The 19536-nt window shown below is 59.9% G+C and carries 22 protein-coding genes and 1 tRNA gene; 9 read left to right on the top strand and 14 right to left on the bottom strand.

What is annotated here, in order from left to right; all coding sequences use genetic code 11:
* Positions 1–55: 55 nt before the first annotated feature.
* From ACN0Q0_RS01375 to ACN0Q0_RS01385, 3 genes are all read right to left on the bottom strand, one after another.
* Positions 56–370 carry a hypothetical protein gene (locus ACN0Q0_RS01375; protein ID WP_417241556.1) on the bottom strand — a complete coding sequence of 105 codons (315 nt, stop codon included), beginning with the start codon at positions 368–370 and terminating at the stop codon, positions 56–58.
* A 128-nt stretch (positions 371–498) separates the two neighbouring features.
* The gene (locus ACN0Q0_RS01380) at positions 499–990 is read right to left on the bottom strand and encodes a dihydrofolate reductase (RefSeq protein ID WP_417241557.1); all 492 of its coding nucleotides are present in this window, start codon (positions 988–990) and stop codon (positions 499–501) included.
* Between the two features lie 13 nt (positions 991–1003).
* A complete protein-coding gene (locus ACN0Q0_RS01385; RefSeq protein ID WP_417241558.1) occupies positions 1004–1798 on the bottom strand; it encodes a thymidylate synthase in 795 nt (264 codons plus the stop codon).
* 266 nt (positions 1799–2064) lie between these two features.
* On the opposite strand from ACN0Q0_RS01385, the gene ACN0Q0_RS01390 reads away from it, so the two are divergent.
* From ACN0Q0_RS01390 to ACN0Q0_RS01405, 4 genes are all read left to right on the top strand, one after another.
* Positions 2065–3300 (top strand): hypothetical protein, encoded by a 1236-nt coding sequence (locus ACN0Q0_RS01390; protein ID WP_417241559.1) that lies wholly within the window; start codon positions 2065–2067, stop codon positions 3298–3300.
* The gene (locus ACN0Q0_RS01395) at positions 3300–4721 is read left to right on the top strand and encodes a tetratricopeptide repeat protein (protein ID WP_417241560.1); all 1422 of its coding nucleotides are present in this window, start codon (positions 3300–3302) and stop codon (positions 4719–4721) included. Before ACN0Q0_RS01390 ends, ACN0Q0_RS01395 begins: the two co-directional genes overlap by 1 nt.
* Before the next feature lie 127 nt (positions 4722–4848).
* Complete coding sequence (locus ACN0Q0_RS01400; RefSeq protein WP_417241561.1) at positions 4849–5277, top strand: VOC family protein; 429 nt, start codon at positions 4849–4851, stop codon at positions 5275–5277.
* Positions 5278–5356: 79 nt separating this feature from the next.
* Entirely contained in the window at positions 5357–6109 is a 753-nt protein-coding gene (locus ACN0Q0_RS01405; protein ID WP_417241562.1) for a DUF1194 domain-containing protein, read from the top strand.
* A gap of 78 nt (positions 6110–6187) precedes the next feature.
* Here ACN0Q0_RS01405 and ACN0Q0_RS01410 read toward each other — a convergent pair whose 3' ends face one another.
* Positions 6188–6670 carry a MarR family winged helix-turn-helix transcriptional regulator gene (locus ACN0Q0_RS01410; protein WP_417241563.1) on the bottom strand — a complete coding sequence of 161 codons (483 nt, stop codon included), beginning with the start codon at positions 6668–6670 and terminating at the stop codon, positions 6188–6190.
* Between the two features lie 113 nt (positions 6671–6783).
* Entirely contained in the window at positions 6784–7056 is a 273-nt protein-coding gene (locus tag ACN0Q0_RS01415; RefSeq protein ID WP_417241564.1) for a succinate dehydrogenase assembly factor 2, read from the bottom strand.
* A 123-nt stretch (positions 7057–7179) separates the two neighbouring features.
* Between ACN0Q0_RS01415 and ACN0Q0_RS01420 the strand changes: the two genes are divergently transcribed.
* Both ACN0Q0_RS01420 and ACN0Q0_RS01425 read left to right on the top strand, forming a co-directional pair.
* Complete coding sequence (locus tag ACN0Q0_RS01420; protein ID WP_417241565.1) at positions 7180–8382, top strand: pyridoxal phosphate-dependent aminotransferase; 1203 nt, start codon at positions 7180–7182, stop codon at positions 8380–8382.
* Positions 8383–8461: 79 nt separating this feature from the next.
* On the top strand, positions 8462–8866 hold the full coding sequence (locus tag ACN0Q0_RS01425; RefSeq protein ID WP_417241566.1) for a hypothetical protein: 405 nt from the start codon (positions 8462–8464) through the stop codon (positions 8864–8866).
* Between the two features lie 14 nt (positions 8867–8880).
* Here the strand turns inward: ACN0Q0_RS01425 and ACN0Q0_RS01430 are convergent, their stop codons facing one another.
* The 5 genes from ACN0Q0_RS01430 to ACN0Q0_RS01450 all read right to left on the bottom strand — a co-directional run bounded on the left by ACN0Q0_RS01430 (position 8881) and on the right by ACN0Q0_RS01450 (position 13154).
* The gene (locus tag ACN0Q0_RS01430; protein ID WP_417241567.1) at positions 8881–10242 is read right to left on the bottom strand and encodes an MATE family efflux transporter; all 1362 of its coding nucleotides are present in this window, start codon (positions 10240–10242) and stop codon (positions 8881–8883) included.
* Between the two features lie 87 nt (positions 10243–10329).
* Positions 10330–11220, bottom strand: a complete 891-nt coding sequence (locus tag ACN0Q0_RS01435) for an NAD-dependent epimerase/dehydratase family protein (protein ID WP_417241568.1) — start codon at positions 11218–11220, stop codon at positions 10330–10332.
* A gap of 34 nt (positions 11221–11254) precedes the next feature.
* The gene (locus ACN0Q0_RS01440; protein ID WP_417241569.1) at positions 11255–11761 is read right to left on the bottom strand and encodes a lipocalin family protein; all 507 of its coding nucleotides are present in this window, start codon (positions 11759–11761) and stop codon (positions 11255–11257) included.
* Entirely contained in the window at positions 11749–12111 is a 363-nt protein-coding gene (locus ACN0Q0_RS01445) for a hypothetical protein (protein ID WP_417241570.1), read from the bottom strand. The genes ACN0Q0_RS01440 and ACN0Q0_RS01445 overlap by 13 nt, the downstream gene beginning before the upstream one ends.
* Entirely contained in the window at positions 12111–13154 is a 1044-nt protein-coding gene (locus ACN0Q0_RS01450) for an aldo/keto reductase (RefSeq protein WP_417241571.1), read from the bottom strand. The genes ACN0Q0_RS01445 and ACN0Q0_RS01450 overlap by 1 nt, the downstream gene beginning before the upstream one ends.
* 257 nt (positions 13155–13411) lie before the next feature.
* Between ACN0Q0_RS01450 and metG the strand changes: the two genes are divergently transcribed.
* Positions 13412–15130, top strand: coding sequence for a methionine--tRNA ligase (metG, locus tag ACN0Q0_RS01455; protein WP_417241572.1), 1719 nt, complete (start codon positions 13412–13414; stop codon positions 15128–15130).
* A 229-nt stretch (positions 15131–15359) separates the two neighbouring features.
* Complete coding sequence (locus tag ACN0Q0_RS01460) at positions 15360–16151, top strand: lytic murein transglycosylase (protein ID WP_417241573.1); 792 nt, start codon at positions 15360–15362, stop codon at positions 16149–16151.
* A 138-nt stretch (positions 16152–16289) separates the two neighbouring features.
* Here ACN0Q0_RS01460 and ACN0Q0_RS01465 read toward each other — a convergent pair.
* A tRNA-Leu gene (locus ACN0Q0_RS01465) sits at positions 16290–16375 on the bottom strand.
* A 108-nt stretch (positions 16376–16483) separates the two neighbouring features.
* On the opposite strand from ACN0Q0_RS01465, the gene ACN0Q0_RS01470 reads away from it, so the two are divergent.
* Positions 16484–17257, top strand: coding sequence for a rhomboid family intramembrane serine protease (locus tag ACN0Q0_RS01470; protein ID WP_417241574.1), 774 nt, complete (start codon positions 16484–16486; stop codon positions 17255–17257).
* 101 nt (positions 17258–17358) lie between these two features.
* Here the strand turns inward: ACN0Q0_RS01470 and ACN0Q0_RS01475 are convergent, their stop codons facing one another.
* From ACN0Q0_RS01475 to ACN0Q0_RS01485, 3 genes are all read right to left on the bottom strand, one after another.
* Positions 17359–17565 (bottom strand): hypothetical protein, encoded by a 207-nt coding sequence (locus ACN0Q0_RS01475; protein ID WP_417241575.1) that lies wholly within the window; start codon positions 17563–17565, stop codon positions 17359–17361.
* A 139-nt stretch (positions 17566–17704) separates the two neighbouring features.
* A complete protein-coding gene (locus ACN0Q0_RS01480; protein ID WP_417241576.1) occupies positions 17705–18493 on the bottom strand; it encodes an inositol monophosphatase family protein in 789 nt (262 codons plus the stop codon).
* Positions 18494–18600: 107 nt separating this feature from the next.
* Positions 18601–19533 carry a LysR family transcriptional regulator gene (locus ACN0Q0_RS01485; RefSeq protein ID WP_417241966.1) on the bottom strand — a complete coding sequence of 311 codons (933 nt, stop codon included), beginning with the start codon at positions 19531–19533 and terminating at the stop codon, positions 18601–18603.
* Positions 19534–19536 lie beyond the last annotated feature (3 nt).

Raw genomic sequence — 19536 nt, forward strand, 5'->3', positions numbered from 1 at the left:
CTCCTTTTACAAGATTACGTGCGTGGTACGGATCTGGATCACGTCCGCCGCTAAATTAGCTACCGTCCATGGAGTTCGGTGATTTGCCCATCGGAATGCGCTCGGGGGCGTAAGCGGGCGATTTGGGATCGGATGACTGGGCGTAGCTGCGCACAACGGGAGCCTCGGAATAGCCCGTTGCATTGGGTTGACCACAGCACACGACACCGTTGTAGCGGATCGGCTGAAGCCCCGCAGGGCAGTAGTTTCCAACGTTTTGCTCATAAGCAAACTGCGTCACGCCGCGCTGTGCGGGCTGATAATCGGCGGCAAGAACGGGGCTTGCGAAGGCCACCAAAGCTGCCGCGGTAAGTGCGGATTTAACCATCATTGAAAAACTCCTGAACAGGCCGCCATATTTATCTTTTCCCAAGGTTAACCCACGAGGGCTTGTGTGGTCAAACACCCATTCCACAAGGGCTTGGATTGTTGCGGATTTACGAACAGTCCGGACAATCGTTATCCATTGGAAACGCGGACGCGCTCGACCACCTCACACGCCGGCCCATCGCCCCCCAGTTTAATCCGCTCCAACACCCGCCAGTCGCGTGCATCAAAGGACGGAAACCACGTATCCGCGCCCTCAACCGCGAGGTCGACTTCGGTCAACAACAGACGGTCGGCCAATGGCAACATCGCCTTGTAAATACCCGCCCCGCCCATACCGTAAATACGCGCCCGCCCCTGTGTTCGGGCAAGGTTCACGGCGTCCTCTATCGATGCGACAACATGCTCATGGTCAACGCCCTGCGACGACACCACGATATTGAGACGGTTTTTCAACGGCTTGGCAGCAGCGGGCAGGCTCTCCCACGTCTTGCGCCCCATGATGACCGCCCCGCCCATGGTTTCGCGCATAAAGAACCGCAAATCCTCGGGGGCGTGCCACGGAATATCGTTGCCTTTGCCAATGGCGCCGTTGCGATCACAGGCGGCGATGAGCGAAATCATATCCGGCGCTCCCTCAGACGGCCACGGGGGCTTTGATCGCGGGATCGGGATCGTAATCCACAATCTCGATGTCGTCGAATGTGAAATCAAACAGGCTTTTCACATCCGGATTGAGCCGCACCTGTGGCAGCGCTTTGGGCGTGCGCGACAGTTGCAAATTCACCTGATCGCGGTGGTTGGAATAGATATGCGCATCGCCAATGGAATGGATGAAATCGCCCGCCTCATAGCCCGTCACCTGCGCAATCATTTTGAGCAACAGCGCATAGGAGGCGATATTGAATGGCACACCGAGGAACATATCGGCGGAGCGTTGATAGAGCTGCAGATGCAATTTCCCGCCCAAAACCTTTACCTGCCACAGCGTGTGACACGGCGGCAGCGCCATGTTCGGCACATCGGCGGGGTTCCATGCCGAGACAATCAGACGGCGGCTGTCAGGCGTGGCTTTGATCGCGTCGATCAGCCCCGTCACCTGATCGATCGTGCCGCGCTCGCCCCCGGGCCACTTGCGCCACTGACGCCCGTAGACCGGACCAAGATCGCCGTTCTCATCGGCCCATTCGTCCCAGATCGTGACCTTATTGTCCTTTAGGTACTGGATGTTGGTATCACCCGCGATGAACCACAACAGCTCATGGATGATCGCGCGCAGATAAAGCTTTTTGGTGGTGACAAGCGGGAACCCGTCGGCCAACGGATAGCGCCCCTGCAGCCCGAAATACGAAAGCGTCCCCGTCCCCGTGCGGTCGGTGGTCTCGACACCGTGGTCAAGAATGGTGCGAAGTTGCTCGTGATATTGCTTCATGGCGTCGCCCTTTTCCCTCTCGGAACCGCCCGTATGCGGCGGGTGCCGATCTCGAATCAAGCCTTACTATATCCGGACCGCACCTGCCAGACAGAGGGCGGATAGCGGTGATCCGGTCACAGACCCGAAATGAATACCCGCCACAAAGGGGATTTTCGGGTCCCCCGTCGAAGCATCAGTTGACATAAGCGTGACACTTTGGGACTCCTACCTCCCAAGAAGTTTCTCGATCCGGAATGCAGAAACGTTTGCGCTATGAGGCCCTTATGAGCACGTCAAAAATCGCCCTCCTGTCTCTCCTCATGGCTGGCTTGACCGCATGTGGTGGCCCCAATAAATCCGTGGGCCCGGGTGGTGGCACTTCGGCGGTTGTAACGGCAATCACTGATTTGCGCGGCACAGCGGACGAGAACCTGAGCGCAAGCCGCTCGATCGTACGCCTGCACGCGGCCGAAACAGATCCGTCTTCCTCCGATTTCGACTATCACCTCGTGGAAAACTCGGTGACGGTTGAGGATAACGGCAACAGCCTCATCATCACGGGCATGCCCTTTGACGGCAATGACAGCTATGTCCGGGTGGCGACCGCGGGCAACCCCACCGGCGTCGCGGGCGCGGGCGGCGATTTTTACCTTTACCGCAACGCCCAAAATACGATGGTGGATGAATTCGGCATCGGGCCGATCCCGCAAAACGGCTACCTCGCCATTCACCAGACCAGCGATAACGGCAAAGCCTACGTGACGATTGTGGCCTCGACATTTGACACGAGCGACGGGTGGCGCACCAACGGGTTCATCTATGGCCGCAACGGCGGCGTGACCCTTCCAACCGAGAACCAGGGCGATTTTGTCGGCGATTACGCCGCGATCCGGACCTTTAACAACGACAAAAGACTTGAATACATCTCGGGCGCGATGGCGCTCACCATCGACTTTGAAAAGCTGAACAGTGCGGGTGCGGTCCGGTTCAATATCGACGAACGCAAAGCCTACGATGCGGATGGGAACTTCCTCGGAAACCTCTCGAGTTTTGGCGGCACCGCGGCGAACGGCGCACTGGATGCCCAAGGGGAATTCCAAGCGGAGGGGACGATCGGAACACTCCCTGGTGCCGAATGGGACGAGGACGCCGGCGAATATGTCGAAGCGGGTGATCTGTCGGGCGGCAGTGGCACCATCCAAGGCCTCATATCGGGCGCGGGCGCGGATCAAGTGGCGGTTGGCACACTCGTGCTCGATGGCGGCGACTATGTGTTCAATGCTCCGATCTGGATCGACAGGAACGACGACGGCATCATCCAGACCAGCACCTTTGGTGCCGGCTATACGACAACGGTCGGCGGCGAAGCCACCAACGCGGACGGCACAACGCTCGCTGGCGGACTCGCGGTCGACAGTACACGCCCCACCGCAGAGGACGAAATTTTCTATGCAGGGGATGCAAGCTACTCAGGGGGTGTCAACGAGTTGGGCGCCTTCATGCTAGATCGCAGCAGATAATGCGCGGCCTCTTACAGCACCTGTTTTCGGGCGGCTGTCTGGCCTGCGCTTTGGCCATGGCCCCAACGGGGGCCACGGCGCAATCCTCCCGACCGACCGCCCCCGCGGCGCACTCCATTGCGTTGACACAGGACGAATTGATCGTTCTGGCGCGGAATCAATTGCACGCGGGCCACCCGCAAGTGGCGCTTGATCTGGTCGAGGGGCTATTGGCCACCCGCCCCGATGTCTACGCCGCGCACCTCATTCGCACCGATGCGCTGCGCCGTTTGGGGCGCTCGGACGAGGCGATTGCGAGTGCGCGGGGCGCATGGCGCAACGCCGCCACCGCATCGGAAAAAACCCGCGTGGCGCGGCTCGCCTCCGTTGAGGCCTACCGCAACGGGCGCACCATGCAGTCCAAATTCTGGCTCCGCCGTGCCCTCAACACCGCCGGAACGCCGGTTGAAAAACGCAACATCATTCGTAATTTCAACGAAATCCGGCGCTACGACCCGTGGTCGACGCAATTTTCGTTTTCACTCTCGCCCTCCTCGAACGTCAACAATGGCGCTCAGGGATCGGTCTATTCCGTCGACGGATTGCCGTGGATCGGAACCGTTGGCACCTTGTCACAAGCCCTATCCGGCTACCGCGCAAGCATGGCCGGCACGGTGCGCTACCGGTGGCGCATGGACAGTGGCGTCTCGTTGACGGCGGGGGTGCGTGCGCGCAACACGGTGGTCATGCTCTCCTCCGCGGCCAAGGCCGCCGCCCCCTCGGCCATCGCCTCGGATTATGATTTCGGCAGTGTCGAAGCGGTGTTTGGCGGGAGCAAGCCGCTCGGCAAAACCCGCGCCCTGCGGTGGGATCTCTCCGCGGGACGTCTGTTTTCGGGGCGCGAGGCCTACGCCGATGTGATGCAGGTCTCCCTCACCGACATCCACGCCCTCAAATCCGGCGGGACGTTCAGTCATAGCATTGACGCCCGCAAAGAGTTCGCCATCGACCCCGCACGCGATGGATCACAGGCGCTCAAATACGCCATCAACCTGACCAAACCCGCCAAGGGGCGCGGAACATTCTATCACTCGGCCTTTGTGGAACAGGTCTTTTCCGACTCCGTCACCAGTGCGCGTTATGGCGCGGGCCTGTCCACGACCTTTGCCCCGTCAAAACCCGTCTTTGGCAGCACGGCAAGCTTTACGATCGGTGCGGAAATGACCCGCTACCCCGACTATCCGTTCCTGTTCGGCTCCGTGGTTCCGGGCGGACGCCGCGACACCTCGCTTTATGGTGCGGCGCGCTTTACCTTGACCGACCAGAGCTATTTCGGCTTTGCGCCTGAAATCAGGGTGGACCTCGGCCAGACATGGTCAAACGTGTCACGGTTCGACACACGCACCACCGCCATCGGGATCGGTATTAAATCCGCATTCTAATCTACGCCACACAGGTCCGTGTGGCACGGCGACACTCGCGCGTTTGTGCAAGTGACCCGCGCGGCGACAGGCATGGCCATCGGCAAAAACTGCGCTACTATCGCCCCAACCACATTCAAACAGGAGGATGCCCATGCGCTACTTACACACGATGGTCCGCGTCAAGGATCTGGAAAAATCCATGGCGTTTTATGAACTTCTTGGCCTGAAGGAGATCAAACGCCACGACAGTGAACAAGGGCGGTTTTCCCTTATATTCATGGCCGCCGAAGGTCAGGAAGAATGCCCTGTCGAGTTGACCTACAACTGGGATGGCGATGACGGCTTGCCCGCCGACGGACGCCATTTCGGCCACCTTGCCTATGAGGTCGACGATATTTACGCCCTCTGCCAGACCCTTATGGACAATGGCGTGACGATCAACCGCCCGCCACGCTGTGGTCACATGGCCTTTGTCCGCTCGCCCGATAATATCTCGATCGAATTGCTGCAAAAGGGCGCCGACCTCCCCGCGCAAGAACCGTGGGCGTCGATGGAAAATACCGGGCATTGGTAATCGGGCCACCGGCCGGATGATCCGCCTCGCCCCCCTCACCCGACGTTGCACGGCCCTCCTTTTGGCGGGAGGGCTTGCGATGTCGGGCGGGCCGGTGGTGGCGGCGGACACATGTCGTCAGGCGCTCGCCCTCGGGTTGGACGTATCCGGCTCGGTCGGCGCCGAGGAGTGGCGGCTCCAAATCGAAGGTCTGGCACAGGCTCTGGAGGATCCCGATGTACGCGGGGCCTTTCTGGCGCTCGACGGCGCCCCTGTTTATCTGATGGTGTATGAATGGGCGGGGGACACCGCGCCGCGTGATCTGGTGACGTGGCGAGCCATCACATCGCACGCCGATCTCGCGCAGGTCAGTGCACAATTGCGCGCCCAACACCGCACACCGCACGCCCTTGGAACAGCAATGGGACAGGCGATGCTTTATGGTGGTCGAAAGCTGTCCGAGATCGAAAAGTGTTGGCGCTACACGCTCGATATTTCCGCCGATGGTCCGTCCAATGTCGGCCCACGCCCCCAAGATGTGCGCATGTCCCCCGAACTGGCACAAATCACCATCAACGGTCTGGCGGTCGCAAGCACGGTCACACGGGACGACACAGGCACAGCCGGCCGTGATCTGGCACGATTGGGGCGCTATTTCCAGGGGGCGGTGATCAGCGGGTTCGGCGCCTTTGTCGAACAGGCCACGTCCTATTCCGATTATGCAAACGCCATGCGGCGCAAGTTGCTCAAAGAACTGGAAACCGTGGCGATCGGGCAATTGGACCGCGCACCGCACGCCGTCACGGCACCGCAACGGGCCGCCCGTCACGCGGCAAATCGCACAAGGCTATAGGCGGACGCGACAAAGGCAGGCGAATGGCCTGCCTTTCGTGGGTCAACGATCCCCGCCCGCGTGAGGCGTGATACGACCTTAGTAGATGTAGCGGATTTGATCGGCCCAATACCGCTCGACACGGCGCAGCGCGGTGTTGATTTCCTCAACGCCCTCGGAGGTAATTACCTTACGCCCCTGAAGCCCCTCGGCATGGCGTGCGAACAAGGCGGCGACCGTGTTGCGCACATGACACCCCTTATCCGTCAGTTTGACCCGTACGGAGCGGCGGTCAATCTCACAGCGCTGATGGTGCATATAGCCCATGTCGACGAGTTTTTTCAGGTTATAGGACACGTTCGAGCCCTGATAATAGCCACGCGTTTTCAACTCACCGGCGGTCACTTCGTTCTCGCCAACGTTAAACAACAACAGGGCCTGAACGGCATTGATCTCCAATACGCCGACCCGCTCGAACTCGTCCTTGATCACATCAAGAAGGAGCCGGTGAAGCCGCTCCACGAGGGAAAGAGCCTCGAGGTATTGGGACATAAATGCCGTATCTGCTGGATTCTCTATCATAGGATGGACGCTCATCTGTCACTCCGCCAAGCAATTCAGATGTCAATTTGCGCCCAATTCCCCAAGATAACGTTAAACGGCTAAAAGTTTTTTATTCGGCCCGCTTAGATGCCTTACTTTAACCATAATTTCGGGTCTGCAAACGCAACCACCTTATCCAGCATCCCCTTGAACTCGGCGGGGGTCTCAACCTGATGCGTGGCCCAAGACAACAGATCCTGATCGGCCTCGTCCATCATCTGTTCAAAGGCATCCAGATCCGCCACGCTCATGTCGGCCAAATGCGCGTCGGCATAGCCCCCGATCAACAGGTCCATTTCCTTGATCCCGCGGCGCCATGCACGGATCTTGATCCGTTTCAGGCGGTGCTCGTGTGTCTCGGTCATGATGGCTCTCCCGTTTGTGTGCTCACTTTTTGCACCCCTCGCACACTCTTCGCAAGGCGCGTCTTGGCGAAGGCGTCACATTGTGTCACTCAAGGAACAATCCCTTTGACGATGGAGCCGCACATGCCCTTTCTCTCCGACACCCTTGCCCGCGTAAAACCCTCCCCGACAATCGCCGTCACCACCAAGGCACAAGAGTTGAAAGCCGCCGGTCGCGATATCATCGGGCTTGGCGCGGGCGAACCCGACTTCGACACGCCCGAGCATATCAAAGCGGCCGGTATACGCGCCATTACCGAGGGCAAAACAAAATACACCGCCGTGGATGGCATCCCCGAGTTGAAACAGGCGATCTGTGCCAAATTCAAACGCGATAACGATCTCGACTACAGCCCCGATCAGGTCAGCGTGTCCTCCGGCGGCAAACAGGTGCTGTTCAACGCGCTGATGGCCACGCTGAACACCGGCGACGAAGTGATCATCCCCGCGCCCTACTGGGTCTCCTACCCCGACATGGTGCTGCTCGCGGGCGGCGTGCCGGTCGCGGTCGAGGCGCGTCTGGACACCGGCTTCAAACTGACGCCCGCACAGTTGGAAGCGGCCATCACGCCCAAGACCAAATGGCTGATCTTCAACTCGCCCTCCAATCCCACGGGCGCAGGCTATTCACGCGATGAGTTAAAGGGGCTGACGGATGTACTGCTGCGCCACCCGCATGTCTGGGTGATGACCGATGATATGTACGAACACCTCGCCTTTGACGGCTTTGAGTTTTGCACCCCGGCCCAGATCGAACCGCGCCTGTATGACCGCACCCTGACGGTCAACGGCGTGTCCAAAGCCTACGCCATGACGGGGTGGCGGATCGGCTATGCGGCGGGGCCGAAAGAGCTGATTGCCGCCATGCGCAAAATTCAATCGCAATCGACCTCCAACCCCTGTTCCATATCGCAATTTGCCGCCGTGGAGGCCCTGAACGGCCCGCATGATTTCATCGCGCAAAACAACGCGGTGTTTGTGCGCCGCCGCAATCTGGTTGCGGGAATGCTCAACGCGATCGAGGGCGTGACCTGTCCGGTCCCTGAGGGCGCATTCTACGTCTATCCCGATATCTCGGGTTGCATCGGCAAGACCTCCAGGGGCGGGACGAAAATAGAGACGGACGAGGACTTTTGCACCGCCCTGCTCGAAGAGCACGGCGTCGCGGTGGTGTTTGGCGCGGCCTTTGGCCTCTCGCCCAACTTTCGCGTGTCCTATGCCACATCGGACGCCGCCCTCACCGAGGCGTGCCGCCGCATTCAAGCCTTCTGTGCCGATCTGGGCTGACGACGTGCGCGGGCGCTTGCATTGCCGCCCGCGCACCCCCTATTGTGCGCCAAGACAGTCATTTGAAAGCCCGTTCCATATGAGTTCCGATCTTCCCGACTATTACTTTCGTGTACGCGAGAACGGCGCCTTTGTGTTTCGTGTGGACACCGAAAACCGTCAGCGGCGGATCGAAATGGATCAGATCGCCGTTGTGAATATGAAGAACGGCGAAATCAAACCGCACGGGCAACGCACGTTATCCGAGGCGGACCTCACGGCCATTCAAAACTGGATGGGCGAGCGCGCTGTGGTTCTTGCCGCGCGGGACATCGACGATATTCACCGCGCTGTGGACCACCTCAACCTGACCGCACATTGGGCGCAGACCCGCGCCACGGATGAACAGCTGGAACTCGTCACCGACGAGCTATTGCTCACCATGCACGACCTGCGCACGGTATTGGTGCGTAAAAAGGCCGACCGCCTGATGGCTAAGGACTAAAGGCGCATACCACCTCAGGCGGGTGCCGAAACGATCCGCGATTTGTTCATCCAGAACCGCCATGCCATGAACACCCACGCACAGCTCAGCCCCGTCAGCAAGCCGACCCAAATGCCATTGCCCCCCCAGTCAAGAACAAAGCCACACACATAGGCAACCGGCATCCCGACGCACCAGTAGGAAATCGTTGCAAGCCACATTGGCACAGTGGTGTCTTGTACGCCGCGCAGCAATGAAAGCGCCGTGACCTGTCCACCATCCGAAAACTGGAACAGCGCGGCAAAGACCATAAATCCCGCCCCCGCGGCCAGAACCAGATCGCGCTGCGGCTCGGAGGGGGCAATGAACAACCCGATCAAAATCTCGGATGTCGACAAGAACACGGTAAGCGTCAACGCCGCCATGACCAAGGACAGCACGGTGACGACAATGGCGCCGCGCCGCAGCCCTGCCTCGTCACGCCGCCCGTAAGCGTTACCGGCACGGATGGTCCCCGCCTGTGACAGGCCAATCTGAACCATAAAGGCAACCGCAGAAAGTTGCAGCGCCACACCATGCGCGGCCAAAGCCACGGTACTGATCCATCCCATCATGATAGCGGCGGCATTGAACATCCCCACTTCGGCCAGAGAGGTCAGGCCAATCGGCACGCCCATCTTGGCGACCGTCCGAAACATGTCCCAGTCGGGTTTGGTCAGGTTGCGGAACAACTCGTTTTCCGGCGTCGCCCTGATCGCGTAGATCACGAGCGCCACAACGGTCAGCGTCGACACAATGAGCGACGACAAAGCCGAGCCGATCACCCCCATAGCGGGCAGGCCGAAGTTGCCAAAGATCAAGACCCAGTTCAGGCCCGCATTGGCGATGACGGCGACAATGGTGAACAACAACACCACGCGGGTGCGTTCAAGCGCCGAGAAATAGGATCGCAACACCATCGCAATCAGGGCGGGCAGCATCTCGATCCCCGCCACAACGAGATAGGATTGCGCAAGCGCGGCGATTTGCGGTTCTTGGCCCAACGCGTTCAGCACCCATTCGGAAAACCCGAACAGCGGATAGATCACAATTGCCGCTATCGCCGACAACCACATGGCCATCCGCGTCGCACGGCGCACAACCGTGGTGTCCCCTGCCCCCGCCGCATTGGCGACAAGCGGCATGACGGCAAAGGCAAACCCCGCAAGCAGGATAAAGGTGATGAACCAATAGCCCGACGCCAGAACCAGCGCGGCCAGTTCGTCGAGGCCAAACCACCCCATCATAATGACATCGGTCATGTGAAGCGCGAATTGCGCCAACTGGCTACCCGCCAAGGGCAAGGCCAATGCGATCACGGCGCGGGCGTGTGCGGAATATGATGTTTGTGCGTACATCTATGCGCTATACGCGAAAACGCCCTCGACCGACCAGTCAAAAAATATTCACACCCAGATCACCGATCGTGATCACGCAAAACGGCCTCACCCGTCAAGCACATCCCGCCAGTTGTGGACAGGCGCAAAGCCCAACATGTCTTTGGCCTTGGCGTTGGAATAGACGGTCTCCTCCTCGCCCATATCGCGTTTGATCTCGACACCCTGATAATAGCGGCCGATGAGTTCTTTGGTCGACAGGTTGACGGAATGGTTGTCGTTGGAGGCGTTGAAAATCTCGAACCCCAATCCGTCCGTGCGCAGCATCAAATCTACCATCTGCCCCAAATCACGCGCGTCGATATAAGCGAAAATATTGCGGCGGCGCAGATCCGGATCTTTGAAATAGTCCGGAAAATTGGCGGCGTACTCATGTGGCTCGACCACATTGTTGATGCGGATGCCATAGATATCAAAGCCGGAGCGGCGTTGGAAACTGCGCGCGGTGACCTCATTGACGACCTTGGACATGGCGTAGCTGTCCTCGGGGATCACGGGGTGTTCCTCGTCCACGGGCAGGTAGGCGGGCTTGCGCTCGCCATCCGCAAAACAGACACCATAGGTGGTTTCGGACGAGGCAAAGATCACCTTTTTGATGCCAAGCTTCACCGCCGCCTCAAGCACGTTATAGGTGCCGATGGTGTTGACGCGGTAGGTCTCGTTGTCGGGTTTGAGCAAAATGCGCGGCACGGCGGCGAAATGTACAACGGCATCAAATTTCGGCACACCCGTCCCGGGCTCCAATTCGTCAAAGTTGGCATAGGACGTGAGCGCATTGAACATCTGTCCGCTGTCGGTGATGTCGACCGTGAGGTTATCGACGCCGTCGCAGTCAAGCGGCACAAGGTCGGCGTTAACCACGCGATGCCCTTTGGCCAAAAGATACGGCACCACATGGCGCCCTGCCTTGCCTGATCCGCCTGTAAACAAAATCCGCATGATCTCTACCTCCGAGTGTGCCGGTCGTGATTGGTTATTTGCGTCGTGCGGGGGCCAACGTTGTGACGTCAAACCCGTTCCACGCCAGAATGTCTTTTGCCGCCTGTGCTTTATCCGCCGGAACACTCAAGCTACGCGACAGGATATGCGCCCGTCCTCCGGGCGTGGCGATCACCGCCGTTTGGTAACTTTGGTCGATCCACAACACCCAAATCGTCTCGCCCATAAACGCGAACCGCCCCGGCCCGACACGTGTGGCCAACCCGCGACGCGGCGCACCATCGGCACAGGGGCCTTCCGTGAGGGTCATGTCGCCCGAGCGTTGCGGCGTGAACGTCACACCGCCAAGGACACAGGACGCCCCTGCGGGCAGGTAGGCCATCACCTCGTTCCACCGCCCCGAAAACCGCGCCGGATCAAACGCCGCCATCGACGACATCGGCACGCTCGCATCGCGCGTCCCCGTGGGCTGTGGCGCCTCGCCACCGCCCAGACAGGCCGTCAGTGTAACGAGGCCGAACAGGGCGATCAATCTACGCATAGGGTCCCCCGACGCCCGGAGGCGTCCAACAGTTCGTTACAGCCATAAAGCGGCTGAATGGGCGCACAGGTGTTTGAGCGGGCCAGACATTCGGTCGAACAATCGGTGGATTTGGTACAATATTTTCCCGCGTCTTTTGGCGTGGTAAAACAGGTCATCAACCCGCCCCGACCCACATTGCGCCACTCGCCACCGCGCCGTTCGCACGCCGTTTGGAATGTGGCCGCGTTGGAGGGGTCGGACGCCGCAGCCCCCGGCCCGAGAATGATGTCGCTGCCCTCGTCAGACGGCACACACCCCGCCAAAAGCCCCGCAACCGCAAGGCCCGCAAAGAGGGCGCGCAGGCGCATCAGAACGGCTTCCCGTGGGCGCGGTGCGCGGCATCGATATCGGCCAGAACGTCCTTGGACAATTCCAGATATTCGCCATCAATCGAGTGCTGAAGCTGCTCGACCGAGCGCCCGCCGATGATCGGCATCACATCAAACGGACGGGTAAGCGACCACGCGATGGACATGGCAACGGGGTCAAGCCCATGCTTTTGCGCAATCGCCATATAGGCGTCCACAGCGGGCCAGACCTGTGGAGTCACACGACCGCCAAGGTCGGGACCGACAGCCATGCGCGAGTTTGGATCAATGGTTTTGCCGCCGTCGTATTTTCCCGACAACATCCCGCAGGCCAGAACCGAATAGGCCAACAGCGAGATCTCTTCGTGGACGGCCAGTTCGGCCAGATCGGTATCGTAGAGGCGGCACAGCAACGAATATTCGTTCTGGATCGACTGCATCCGCGGCCCGCCCGTGTCCTCGGCCACACGCAGCCATTGCATCATGCCCCACGCGGACTCGTTGGAGGCGCCGAACTCGCGCACCTTACCGGCCTTTTGCAGCTCTGCCATTTTCTCGTTCACGGCCCGCATGTTGTCGAGCACGGCCTCTTTGGCGGGCTGCGCACTCGGGTCGAACGTCCAATGCTGACGGAAATGATACGAGCCGCGGTTGGGCCAGTGCAGCTGATAGAGATCGACATAGTCCGTTTGCAGCCGCTTGAGCGACAGATCGAGCCGCGCCTCAAGCGTCGCGGGCGTGATGCCCTCCTGAGAAATAAATCCCGATGGGCCCGCAATTTTTGTGGCCAGAACCCAATCGTCGCGATCACCGTTCGCCGCGAAATACTTGCCGATGATTTCCTCGGTGCCGCCAACCGTTTCGGCCCGGACCGGGTTCACCGGATACATCTCGGCGGTGTCCATGAAATTGATGCCCTGCTCTTTGGCATGGGCGATCTGGGCGTGAGCATTCTCAAGACTGTCTTGCGAGCCCCATGTCATGGTGCCGAGGCAGATTTCGGAGACTTCCAAATCGCTTTTGCCGATTTTGCGCATTTTCATCGAGGCATTCCTATTCGTCTTTTGTGCGTTCATATAACCCGAGCTATCGGGCGGTTGCGCGTAACGTATAACGCGGGGCGCGATGTTCAAAGGGGGACGCGACGGTTTCGCGACGGTTTCCCTGTGCAAATTCGACAAAGTGCACCGACGCGCACGCCCAAGCGCCGCCAAAAGGGCAGGTCCGTGGCCTCTGGTTCTTTTGTGCGCGGCGCGATACACAAAGCCCAAGAGAATTCAACGGACGGACCCGCACGCACATGGCACGCACGCTCATCACTTCCGCGCTCCCCTACATCAACGGGATCAAGCACCTCGGCAACCTCGTCGGCTCGCAATTGCCCGCCGATCTCTACGCCCGATATCGCCGTGCGCGGGGGGACGAGGTTTTGTTCCTGTGCGCCACCGACGAACACGGCACCCCCGCCGAGATTGCCGCCCAAAAGGCGGGCAAGGACGTTGGCGAATACTGCGCCGAAATGCACGGGGTTCAGGCCGAACTGGCCCGTGGGTTCCGCCTGTCGTTCGACCATTTCGGCCGCTCCTCGTCCGAGCAGAACCGCAAGCTGACACAGCACCTCGCCGGTCGCCTGTTTGACGAGGGCCTGATCGAAGAGGTCGAGGAAACTCAGGTCTATTCCGCCACCGACGGGCGGTTTTTGCCTGACCGCTACATTGAGGGAACCTGTCCCAACTGTGGCTTTGAGGGCGCGCGTGGCGACCAGTGTGACAATTGCACCAAGCAACTTGATCCCACCGACCTGATCAATCCCTATTCGACCATTTCGGGGGCGACCGACCTCGAGGAACGCAAGACCAAACACCTCTATTTGCGCCAATCCAAAATGCGCGATGCACTCAACGACTGGATCAGCAGCAAGGCCGATTGGCCGATCCTGACCACCTCGATTGCAAAGAAATGGCTCAACGATGGCGACGGTCTCCAAGACCGCGGCATCACCCGAGATCTCAAATGGGGCGTCCCCGTTCAAAAGGGCGATGCGCCTTGGGAGGGTATGGAAGACAAGGTGTTTTATGTCTGGTTCGACGCCCCGATTGAATACATCGCCTGCGGCGGTGAATGGGCGGAAACACAAGGGCTCAGCGACGCCGACTGGGAACGGTGGTGGCGCACGGACAAGGGCGCCGATGATGTGCGCTATGTCCAGTTTATGGGCAAGGACAACGTGCCGTTTCACACCCTGTCCTTCCCCGTCACCATGTTGGGTGCGGGCGAGCCGTGGAAGATGGTCGATTACATCAAATCGTTCAACTACCTGAACTATGACGGCGGCCAGTTTTCCACCTCGCGCGGGCGCGGCGTGTTCATGGATCAGGCCCTGTCGCTGTTGCCGTCCGACTACTGGCGGTGGTGGCTGTTAAGCCACGCTCCCGAAAGCTCGGACAGCGAGTTCACATGGGAAAATTTCCAGGTCTCCGTGAACAAGGACCTCGCGGATGTTCTCGGAAATTTCGTCTCCCGCGTCACCAAATTCTGTCGATCCAAATTCGGCGAAGAGGTCCCCGCAGGCGGAGAATACGGCGAACGCGAGATTGCGCTTATCGCTGCGATTTCGGAAAAAATCGAAGCATACCAAGGGCATATGGACGCCATCGACGTGCGCAAATCCGCGAGCGAACTGCGCGCGATCTGGACGCTTGGCAACGAGTACCTCCAAGATGCCTCCCCTTGGGCGGTGTTCAAAGAGGACCCCGAAACCGCCGCGATGCAGATCCGGTTCGCGCTCAACCTCATCCCGCTCTACGCAGGGCTATCCGCACCGTTCATCCCCGATGCCGCCGGCAAACTGGCCACCGCAATGGGCACCGGCACCCCGATCTGGCCCGAGGATAAACAGGCCGCATTTGCACAGCTTCCCGCCGGCCACGCCTTTACCGTGCCGGACAACCTGTTCGGTAAAATCACGGACGAACAGCGCGAGGAATGGCAGGAAAAATTCGCCGGCACACGCAGCTAACCAACCCGAAATGACACATAAAAGGGCGTCCCGCGCGGGGCGCCCTTTTGTTCGATTTGGACAAGTTTAGCGCTTTGACGCTCCGCCCAAAACCACCTGTCGGCTAAGTGTCGGACCCCTGTCGGACCTTTGTCTGGCAATTTAGCTCCCTGTCGGTCGCCCTTTCGCCGATCCGATCTGCGTGCTAGCGTCACGGCACCCGTTCATTAACCATTTTTGGAGCCCGCCCATGCGCCGTATCCTCGCCCTGTCATTCGCCCTCTTGACCGCCCCCCCTGCCCTTGCTGCCACCTGTGGCAACACGTCGAGCGGGTTCGAGACATGGAAGACGCAATTCGCCGCCGAGGCCGCAAACGCGGGCGTGGGGGCCAAAGGCCTCGCGGCTCTGGCCGCCACCTCCTATGCCTCCAAAACCATCGCCGCCGACCGCAATCAAAAGAGCTTCAAATACACGCTCGAAAAATTCATGCAGGTGCGCGGGGCGCCCACGATCGTCAAAATGGGCCGCGCCCGCATCGCCAAAAACCCGTCCTATTACGCCAGTCTGGAAAACCGGTTTGGCGTCCCCGCCGAGGTGATCGTCGCCATTCACGGCATGGAAACCGCATTCGGATCCAACATGGGCAATGCCAACGTGCTCTCCGCCATCAGCACGCTGGCCTATGATTGCCGCCGCTCGGATTTCTTTTCCGTGCATGCCCTCGCCGCGCTGCGTTTGGTCGACAAAGGCGCGTTGTCCTCCGCCACCAAGGGCGCGATGCACGGCGAGGTCGGCCACACGCAATTCCTGACCGGCAATATTGAAACCTACGGCATCGATGGCGATGGAAACGGCGTTGTGGACCTGACCAATATCTCCGACGGGTTGGCCTCCACCGCGCATTTCCTCGCGCAAAAAGGGTGGAAACCGGGTCAGGGCTACCTCGAAGGGCAACCCAATTTCAGCGTCATACAGGCGTGGAACGCGGCGGGCGTCTACCAAAAGGCGATTGCCATCATGGCGAGCCAAATCGCGCAGTAACCCACGCCGCTTTGAAACCGGGATAGCGCCCGCGTGAAACCGTGGCCCTTTGCCCTTTGCCGTTGAACGGAGCCATGCGAGGGCGCGGATGCGGTCCCTACGCGCGGGCCACATCAATGTGTTCAAGGAAACGAAACGTGGTGCCCGCGGCCGGACTCGAACCGGCACGGCCATTCAGCCGGGAGATTTTAAGTCTCATGTGTCTACCATTCCACCACGCGGGCACGCGGGGGGTCGCTCATGCAACGTGGCGCGACCATAGCCACCAAATCGGCGGTGTAAAGGGTCAGTCTTGACTTGACGCCCGCGCCATAAATCCCCCTACTCGCCCCATGTTTCCCATTCGCGATCACAACCCCTCCCGTCGTCCCGCGCGTGTCACCTACATGCTGATGGCGATCAATATCACCGTGTTTCTGGCAATGTGGCCGAGCTATGGCAACGAGGCCGCGATCGGGCGCATCTACATGGAGTGGGCGATGGTCCCCGCGCGGATTTCGTCAGGCGACGGGTTTTACACCTTTGTCACCTCGATGTTCATGCACGGCAGTCTGATGCATATCGCGGGGAACATGCTGTTTTTGTGGATTTTCGGCGACAACCTTGAGGATGAGATGGGGCATCTGACCTACCTCGGGTTTTACCTGTCGTGCGGGATCGCCGCCGCCTTTGCCCAATATAGTGTCGCGCCCGCCGATTGGGTGCCGATGGTCGGGGCATCGGGGGCCATTGCGGGTGTGATGGGCGGCTATTTGCTTTTGTTTCCAAAGGCAAAGGTCGATGTGCTGTTCATTTTCATCATATTTTTCAAGGTCATCCCCTTTCCCGCGTGGATCATGCTTGGCCTGTGGTTTGCCTTGCAGGTGTTCGGCGGATTTGGCGCAAGCGGGGATGGCGGCGTGGCCTATCTGGCCCATGTCGGCGGGTTTGTCGCGGGGGTGGTTTTGACCGTGCCGGTTTGGCGGCGTCTGGGCGGGACCGCCTATTGGTCGCGCACCCATGGCCATCCGCCCCACACCGAGGCGCGTTACGCCTTTCAAGCAAGCCGCGTCCCCACGGTCAAGCGCGCACGGCGATCGAAACCGATGCGTCGCGGTCGGGATTAATCTACGCGAATGGCGCAGGCTTGCGGCAAACCGGCACTGTCGGGGTCCTGTCGGGGTGAGGAATACGGTCATCCCCGAACGGGTCGGATCACCGCGCGGGTTTAGCCTTCTTCGTGGTTCACAACGTCGATATTTTCGATTTCTTCGTTGACGTTGGTCGCAAAGATGTCGGCCCCGTTCCAGATGATTTGGAGGACGATAACGCCCAAACCGATAACCGAAGCGGTCAAGACAACCCAGTCGACCGTAACGGCGCCGTCCTCAGCGGAACGATACTGGCGAAGTGATGTTTTAATGCGTTTTATCACGGGGGTGTCCCTCCAAATATTTGATCCAATCTCGGTGACAAACATGTCTGAATTTGGGCGGACCTTGGGAGTTTTGACGATGCACACAAAAACGGCCCCCGATTGGAGGCCGTTTTCACATGTCTGGCGGGGCGACCGTTTAGAGGTTGCGCACCATTTTCGCGAATTTGTCGAACAGCGGTTCATTGGAACACAAAACATCGCAATCCACGAGAACATCACCGGCGGGGTCGATGGCCTGAACCAGACCTCCGGCCTCCTTGACGAGCAAAATACCCGCAGCCATGTCCCAGATTTTGAGGCGGCGTTCCCAGAACCCGTCGTAGCGGCCCGCCGCCACATAGGCCAGATCGAGCGAGGCCGCACCATAGCGGCGCACACCGGCGGTGGCGGGCAGAACCCGTGCGAGGTCTTTAAGGGTCGCGGGCAGATCGGAACGACCGGCAAACGGCAAACCCGTTGCAAAGATCGATTCGATCAGCTTTTGACGGCCGGACACGCGAATGCGTTGGTCGTTCATCCATGCGCCTGCGCCCTTTTCGGCCCAGAACAATTCGCCCTTGGCCGCGTCGAACACAACGGCGGAGACAATCTCCCCACGGTGCTCGAGCGCGATGGACACCGCCCAATGCGGCAGGCCGTGCAAGAAGTTGGTGGTGCCGTCGAGCGGATCGACGATCCAGCGGCGGGTCGGGTCCTGACCTTCGATCTCGTCGGTTTCCTCGCCGACATAGCCATAGGTCGGACGCGCCTCCATCAGCATCTCGCGGATGATCTCTTCGGCGCTTTCATCGGCCTTGGTGACGAAGTCGCCTGCGCCCTTGGTCGACACCTGAAGGTTCTCGACCTCACGGAAGTCTTTGATCAGCGAGCGGCCCGCGATACGCGCGGCCTTGATCATCACGTTGAGGTTTGCACTGCCTTGCATGTCATGGGCTCCGGATTGTGTTTCGAGGGGCGCGTATACGCCCCAAAGTCCTGTCTGCCAAGGGCTAGCGCCCCTGTTTGGTTTATTTCACCTGTGACACGGCGCGGTCAACGCCGATATCCGCCCCCGGCCCCGCCACCGCGCTGCAATTTGACGGCCTCGGTTTTGGCGATGCGGATCACATTGGCCATATAGGGCTTTGTCGCATCGTCGTCGCGCACAGCGGCATAAAGGCGGCGCGTACACCCCGCTGCGGTCAGCGGGCGCACGGCATAATCGGGGTGGTCGCGGATGTCGCGCATCACCCAATCGGGCATCACGGCGATGCCACGGTTGGAGGCCACAAGCATCAAGATCACATCCGTCAATTCGACCTGACGCACATGGGCGGGTTCGACCCCTGCGGGGGTCAACAGCTCCTTGAACACATCCAGACGCGCGCGGTCCATCGGATAGGTGAACAAGGTCTGGTCACGAAAATCCCCGGCCTCGACAAACGGTTTGGCCGCAAGCGGGTTTTTCGCGGACATCACACACATCGGCGCATAGTCGAACAGCGGGACAAAGGTGGCCCCGTCAATCGGATCAGGGTCGGACGAAATGACCAGATCCACCTCTTCTTTCATCAAGGCGGGCAAGGCCCCGAACGCGAGGCGCATCCGGATATCCACGTCGATCTCGGGCCAGACTTTGCGGAACTGGTCCAGAACCGGCATGAGCCAGTCGAAACAGGCGTGGCATTCAATGGCGATGTGCAACCGCCCCGCGGTGCCATCCTCGATATTGGAAAACTCCGCCTCCAAGGCTTCGATCCGCGGCAGGACGTCCTCGGCCAGAGCGAGCAGTTTCATCCCCGCCGCCGACAGTTTGAGCGGTTTGGACCGGCGCACGAACAGCTCCACGCCCGCTTGATCCTCAAGGCCCTTGACCTGATGGGACAGCGCCGATTGCGTGATGTGAAGCCGGTCGGCGGCACGCGCCAACCCGCCCGCCTCATGGATTGCCTTGATCGTACGCAGGTGACGGAATTCGAGATGCATCGA

The organism is Celeribacter sp. (assembly GCF_048259695.1).
GTDB lineage: Bacteria > Pseudomonadota > Alphaproteobacteria > Rhodobacterales > Rhodobacteraceae > Celeribacter.

Bases quoted from the DNA above. Each gene is read 5' to 3' on its own strand.
- ACN0Q0_RS01375 (WP_417241556.1), bottom strand. From the start codon at position 370: ATGATGGTTAAATCCGCACTTACCGCGGCAGCTTTGGTGGCCTTCGCA.
- ACN0Q0_RS01380 (WP_417241557.1), bottom strand. From the start codon at position 990: ATGATTTCGCTCATCGCCGCCTGTGATCGCAACGGCGCCATTGGCAAA.
- ACN0Q0_RS01385 (WP_417241558.1), bottom strand. From the start codon at position 1,798: ATGAAGCAATATCACGAGCAACTTCGCACCATTCTTGACCACGGTGTC.
- ACN0Q0_RS01390 (WP_417241559.1), top strand. From the start codon at position 2,065: ATGAGCACGTCAAAAATCGCCCTCCTGTCTCTCCTCATGGCTGGCTTG.
- ACN0Q0_RS01395 (WP_417241560.1), top strand. From the start codon at position 3,300: ATGCGCGGCCTCTTACAGCACCTGTTTTCGGGCGGCTGTCTGGCCTGC.
- ACN0Q0_RS01400 (WP_417241561.1), top strand. From the start codon at position 4,849: ATGCCCATGCGCTACTTACACACGATGGTCCGCGTCAAGGATCTGGAA.
- ACN0Q0_RS01405 (WP_417241562.1), top strand. From the start codon at position 5,357: ATGTCGGGCGGGCCGGTGGTGGCGGCGGACACATGTCGTCAGGCGCTC.
- ACN0Q0_RS01410 (WP_417241563.1), bottom strand. From the start codon at position 6,670: ATGATAGAGAATCCAGCAGATACGGCATTTATGTCCCAATACCTCGAG.
- ACN0Q0_RS01415 (WP_417241564.1), bottom strand. From the start codon at position 7,056: ATGACCGAGACACACGAGCACCGCCTGAAACGGATCAAGATCCGTGCA.
- ACN0Q0_RS01420 (WP_417241565.1), top strand. From the start codon at position 7,180: ATGCCCTTTCTCTCCGACACCCTTGCCCGCGTAAAACCCTCCCCGACA.
- ACN0Q0_RS01425 (WP_417241566.1), top strand. From the start codon at position 8,462: ATGAGTTCCGATCTTCCCGACTATTACTTTCGTGTACGCGAGAACGGC.
- ACN0Q0_RS01430 (WP_417241567.1), bottom strand. From the start codon at position 10,242: ATGTACGCACAAACATCATATTCCGCACACGCCCGCGCCGTGATCGCA.
- ACN0Q0_RS01435 (WP_417241568.1), bottom strand. From the start codon at position 11,220: ATGCGGATTTTGTTTACAGGCGGATCAGGCAAGGCAGGGCGCCATGTG.
- ACN0Q0_RS01440 (WP_417241569.1), bottom strand. From the start codon at position 11,761: ATGCGTAGATTGATCGCCCTGTTCGGCCTCGTTACACTGACGGCCTGT.
- ACN0Q0_RS01445 (WP_417241570.1), bottom strand. From the start codon at position 12,111: ATGCGCCTGCGCGCCCTCTTTGCGGGCCTTGCGGTTGCGGGGCTTTTG.
- ACN0Q0_RS01450 (WP_417241571.1), bottom strand. From the start codon at position 13,154: ATGAAAATGCGCAAAATCGGCAAAAGCGATTTGGAAGTCTCCGAAATC.
- metG (WP_417241572.1), top strand. From the start codon at position 13,412: ATGGCACGCACGCTCATCACTTCCGCGCTCCCCTACATCAACGGGATC.
- ACN0Q0_RS01460 (WP_417241573.1), top strand. From the start codon at position 15,360: ATGCGCCGTATCCTCGCCCTGTCATTCGCCCTCTTGACCGCCCCCCCT.
- ACN0Q0_RS01470 (WP_417241574.1), top strand. From the start codon at position 16,484: ATGTTTCCCATTCGCGATCACAACCCCTCCCGTCGTCCCGCGCGTGTC.
- ACN0Q0_RS01480 (WP_417241576.1), bottom strand. From the start codon at position 18,493: ATGCAAGGCAGTGCAAACCTCAACGTGATGATCAAGGCCGCGCGTATC.
- ACN0Q0_RS01485 (WP_417241966.1), bottom strand. From the start codon at position 19,533: ATGCATCTCGAATTCCGTCACCTGCGTACGATCAAGGCAATCCATGAG.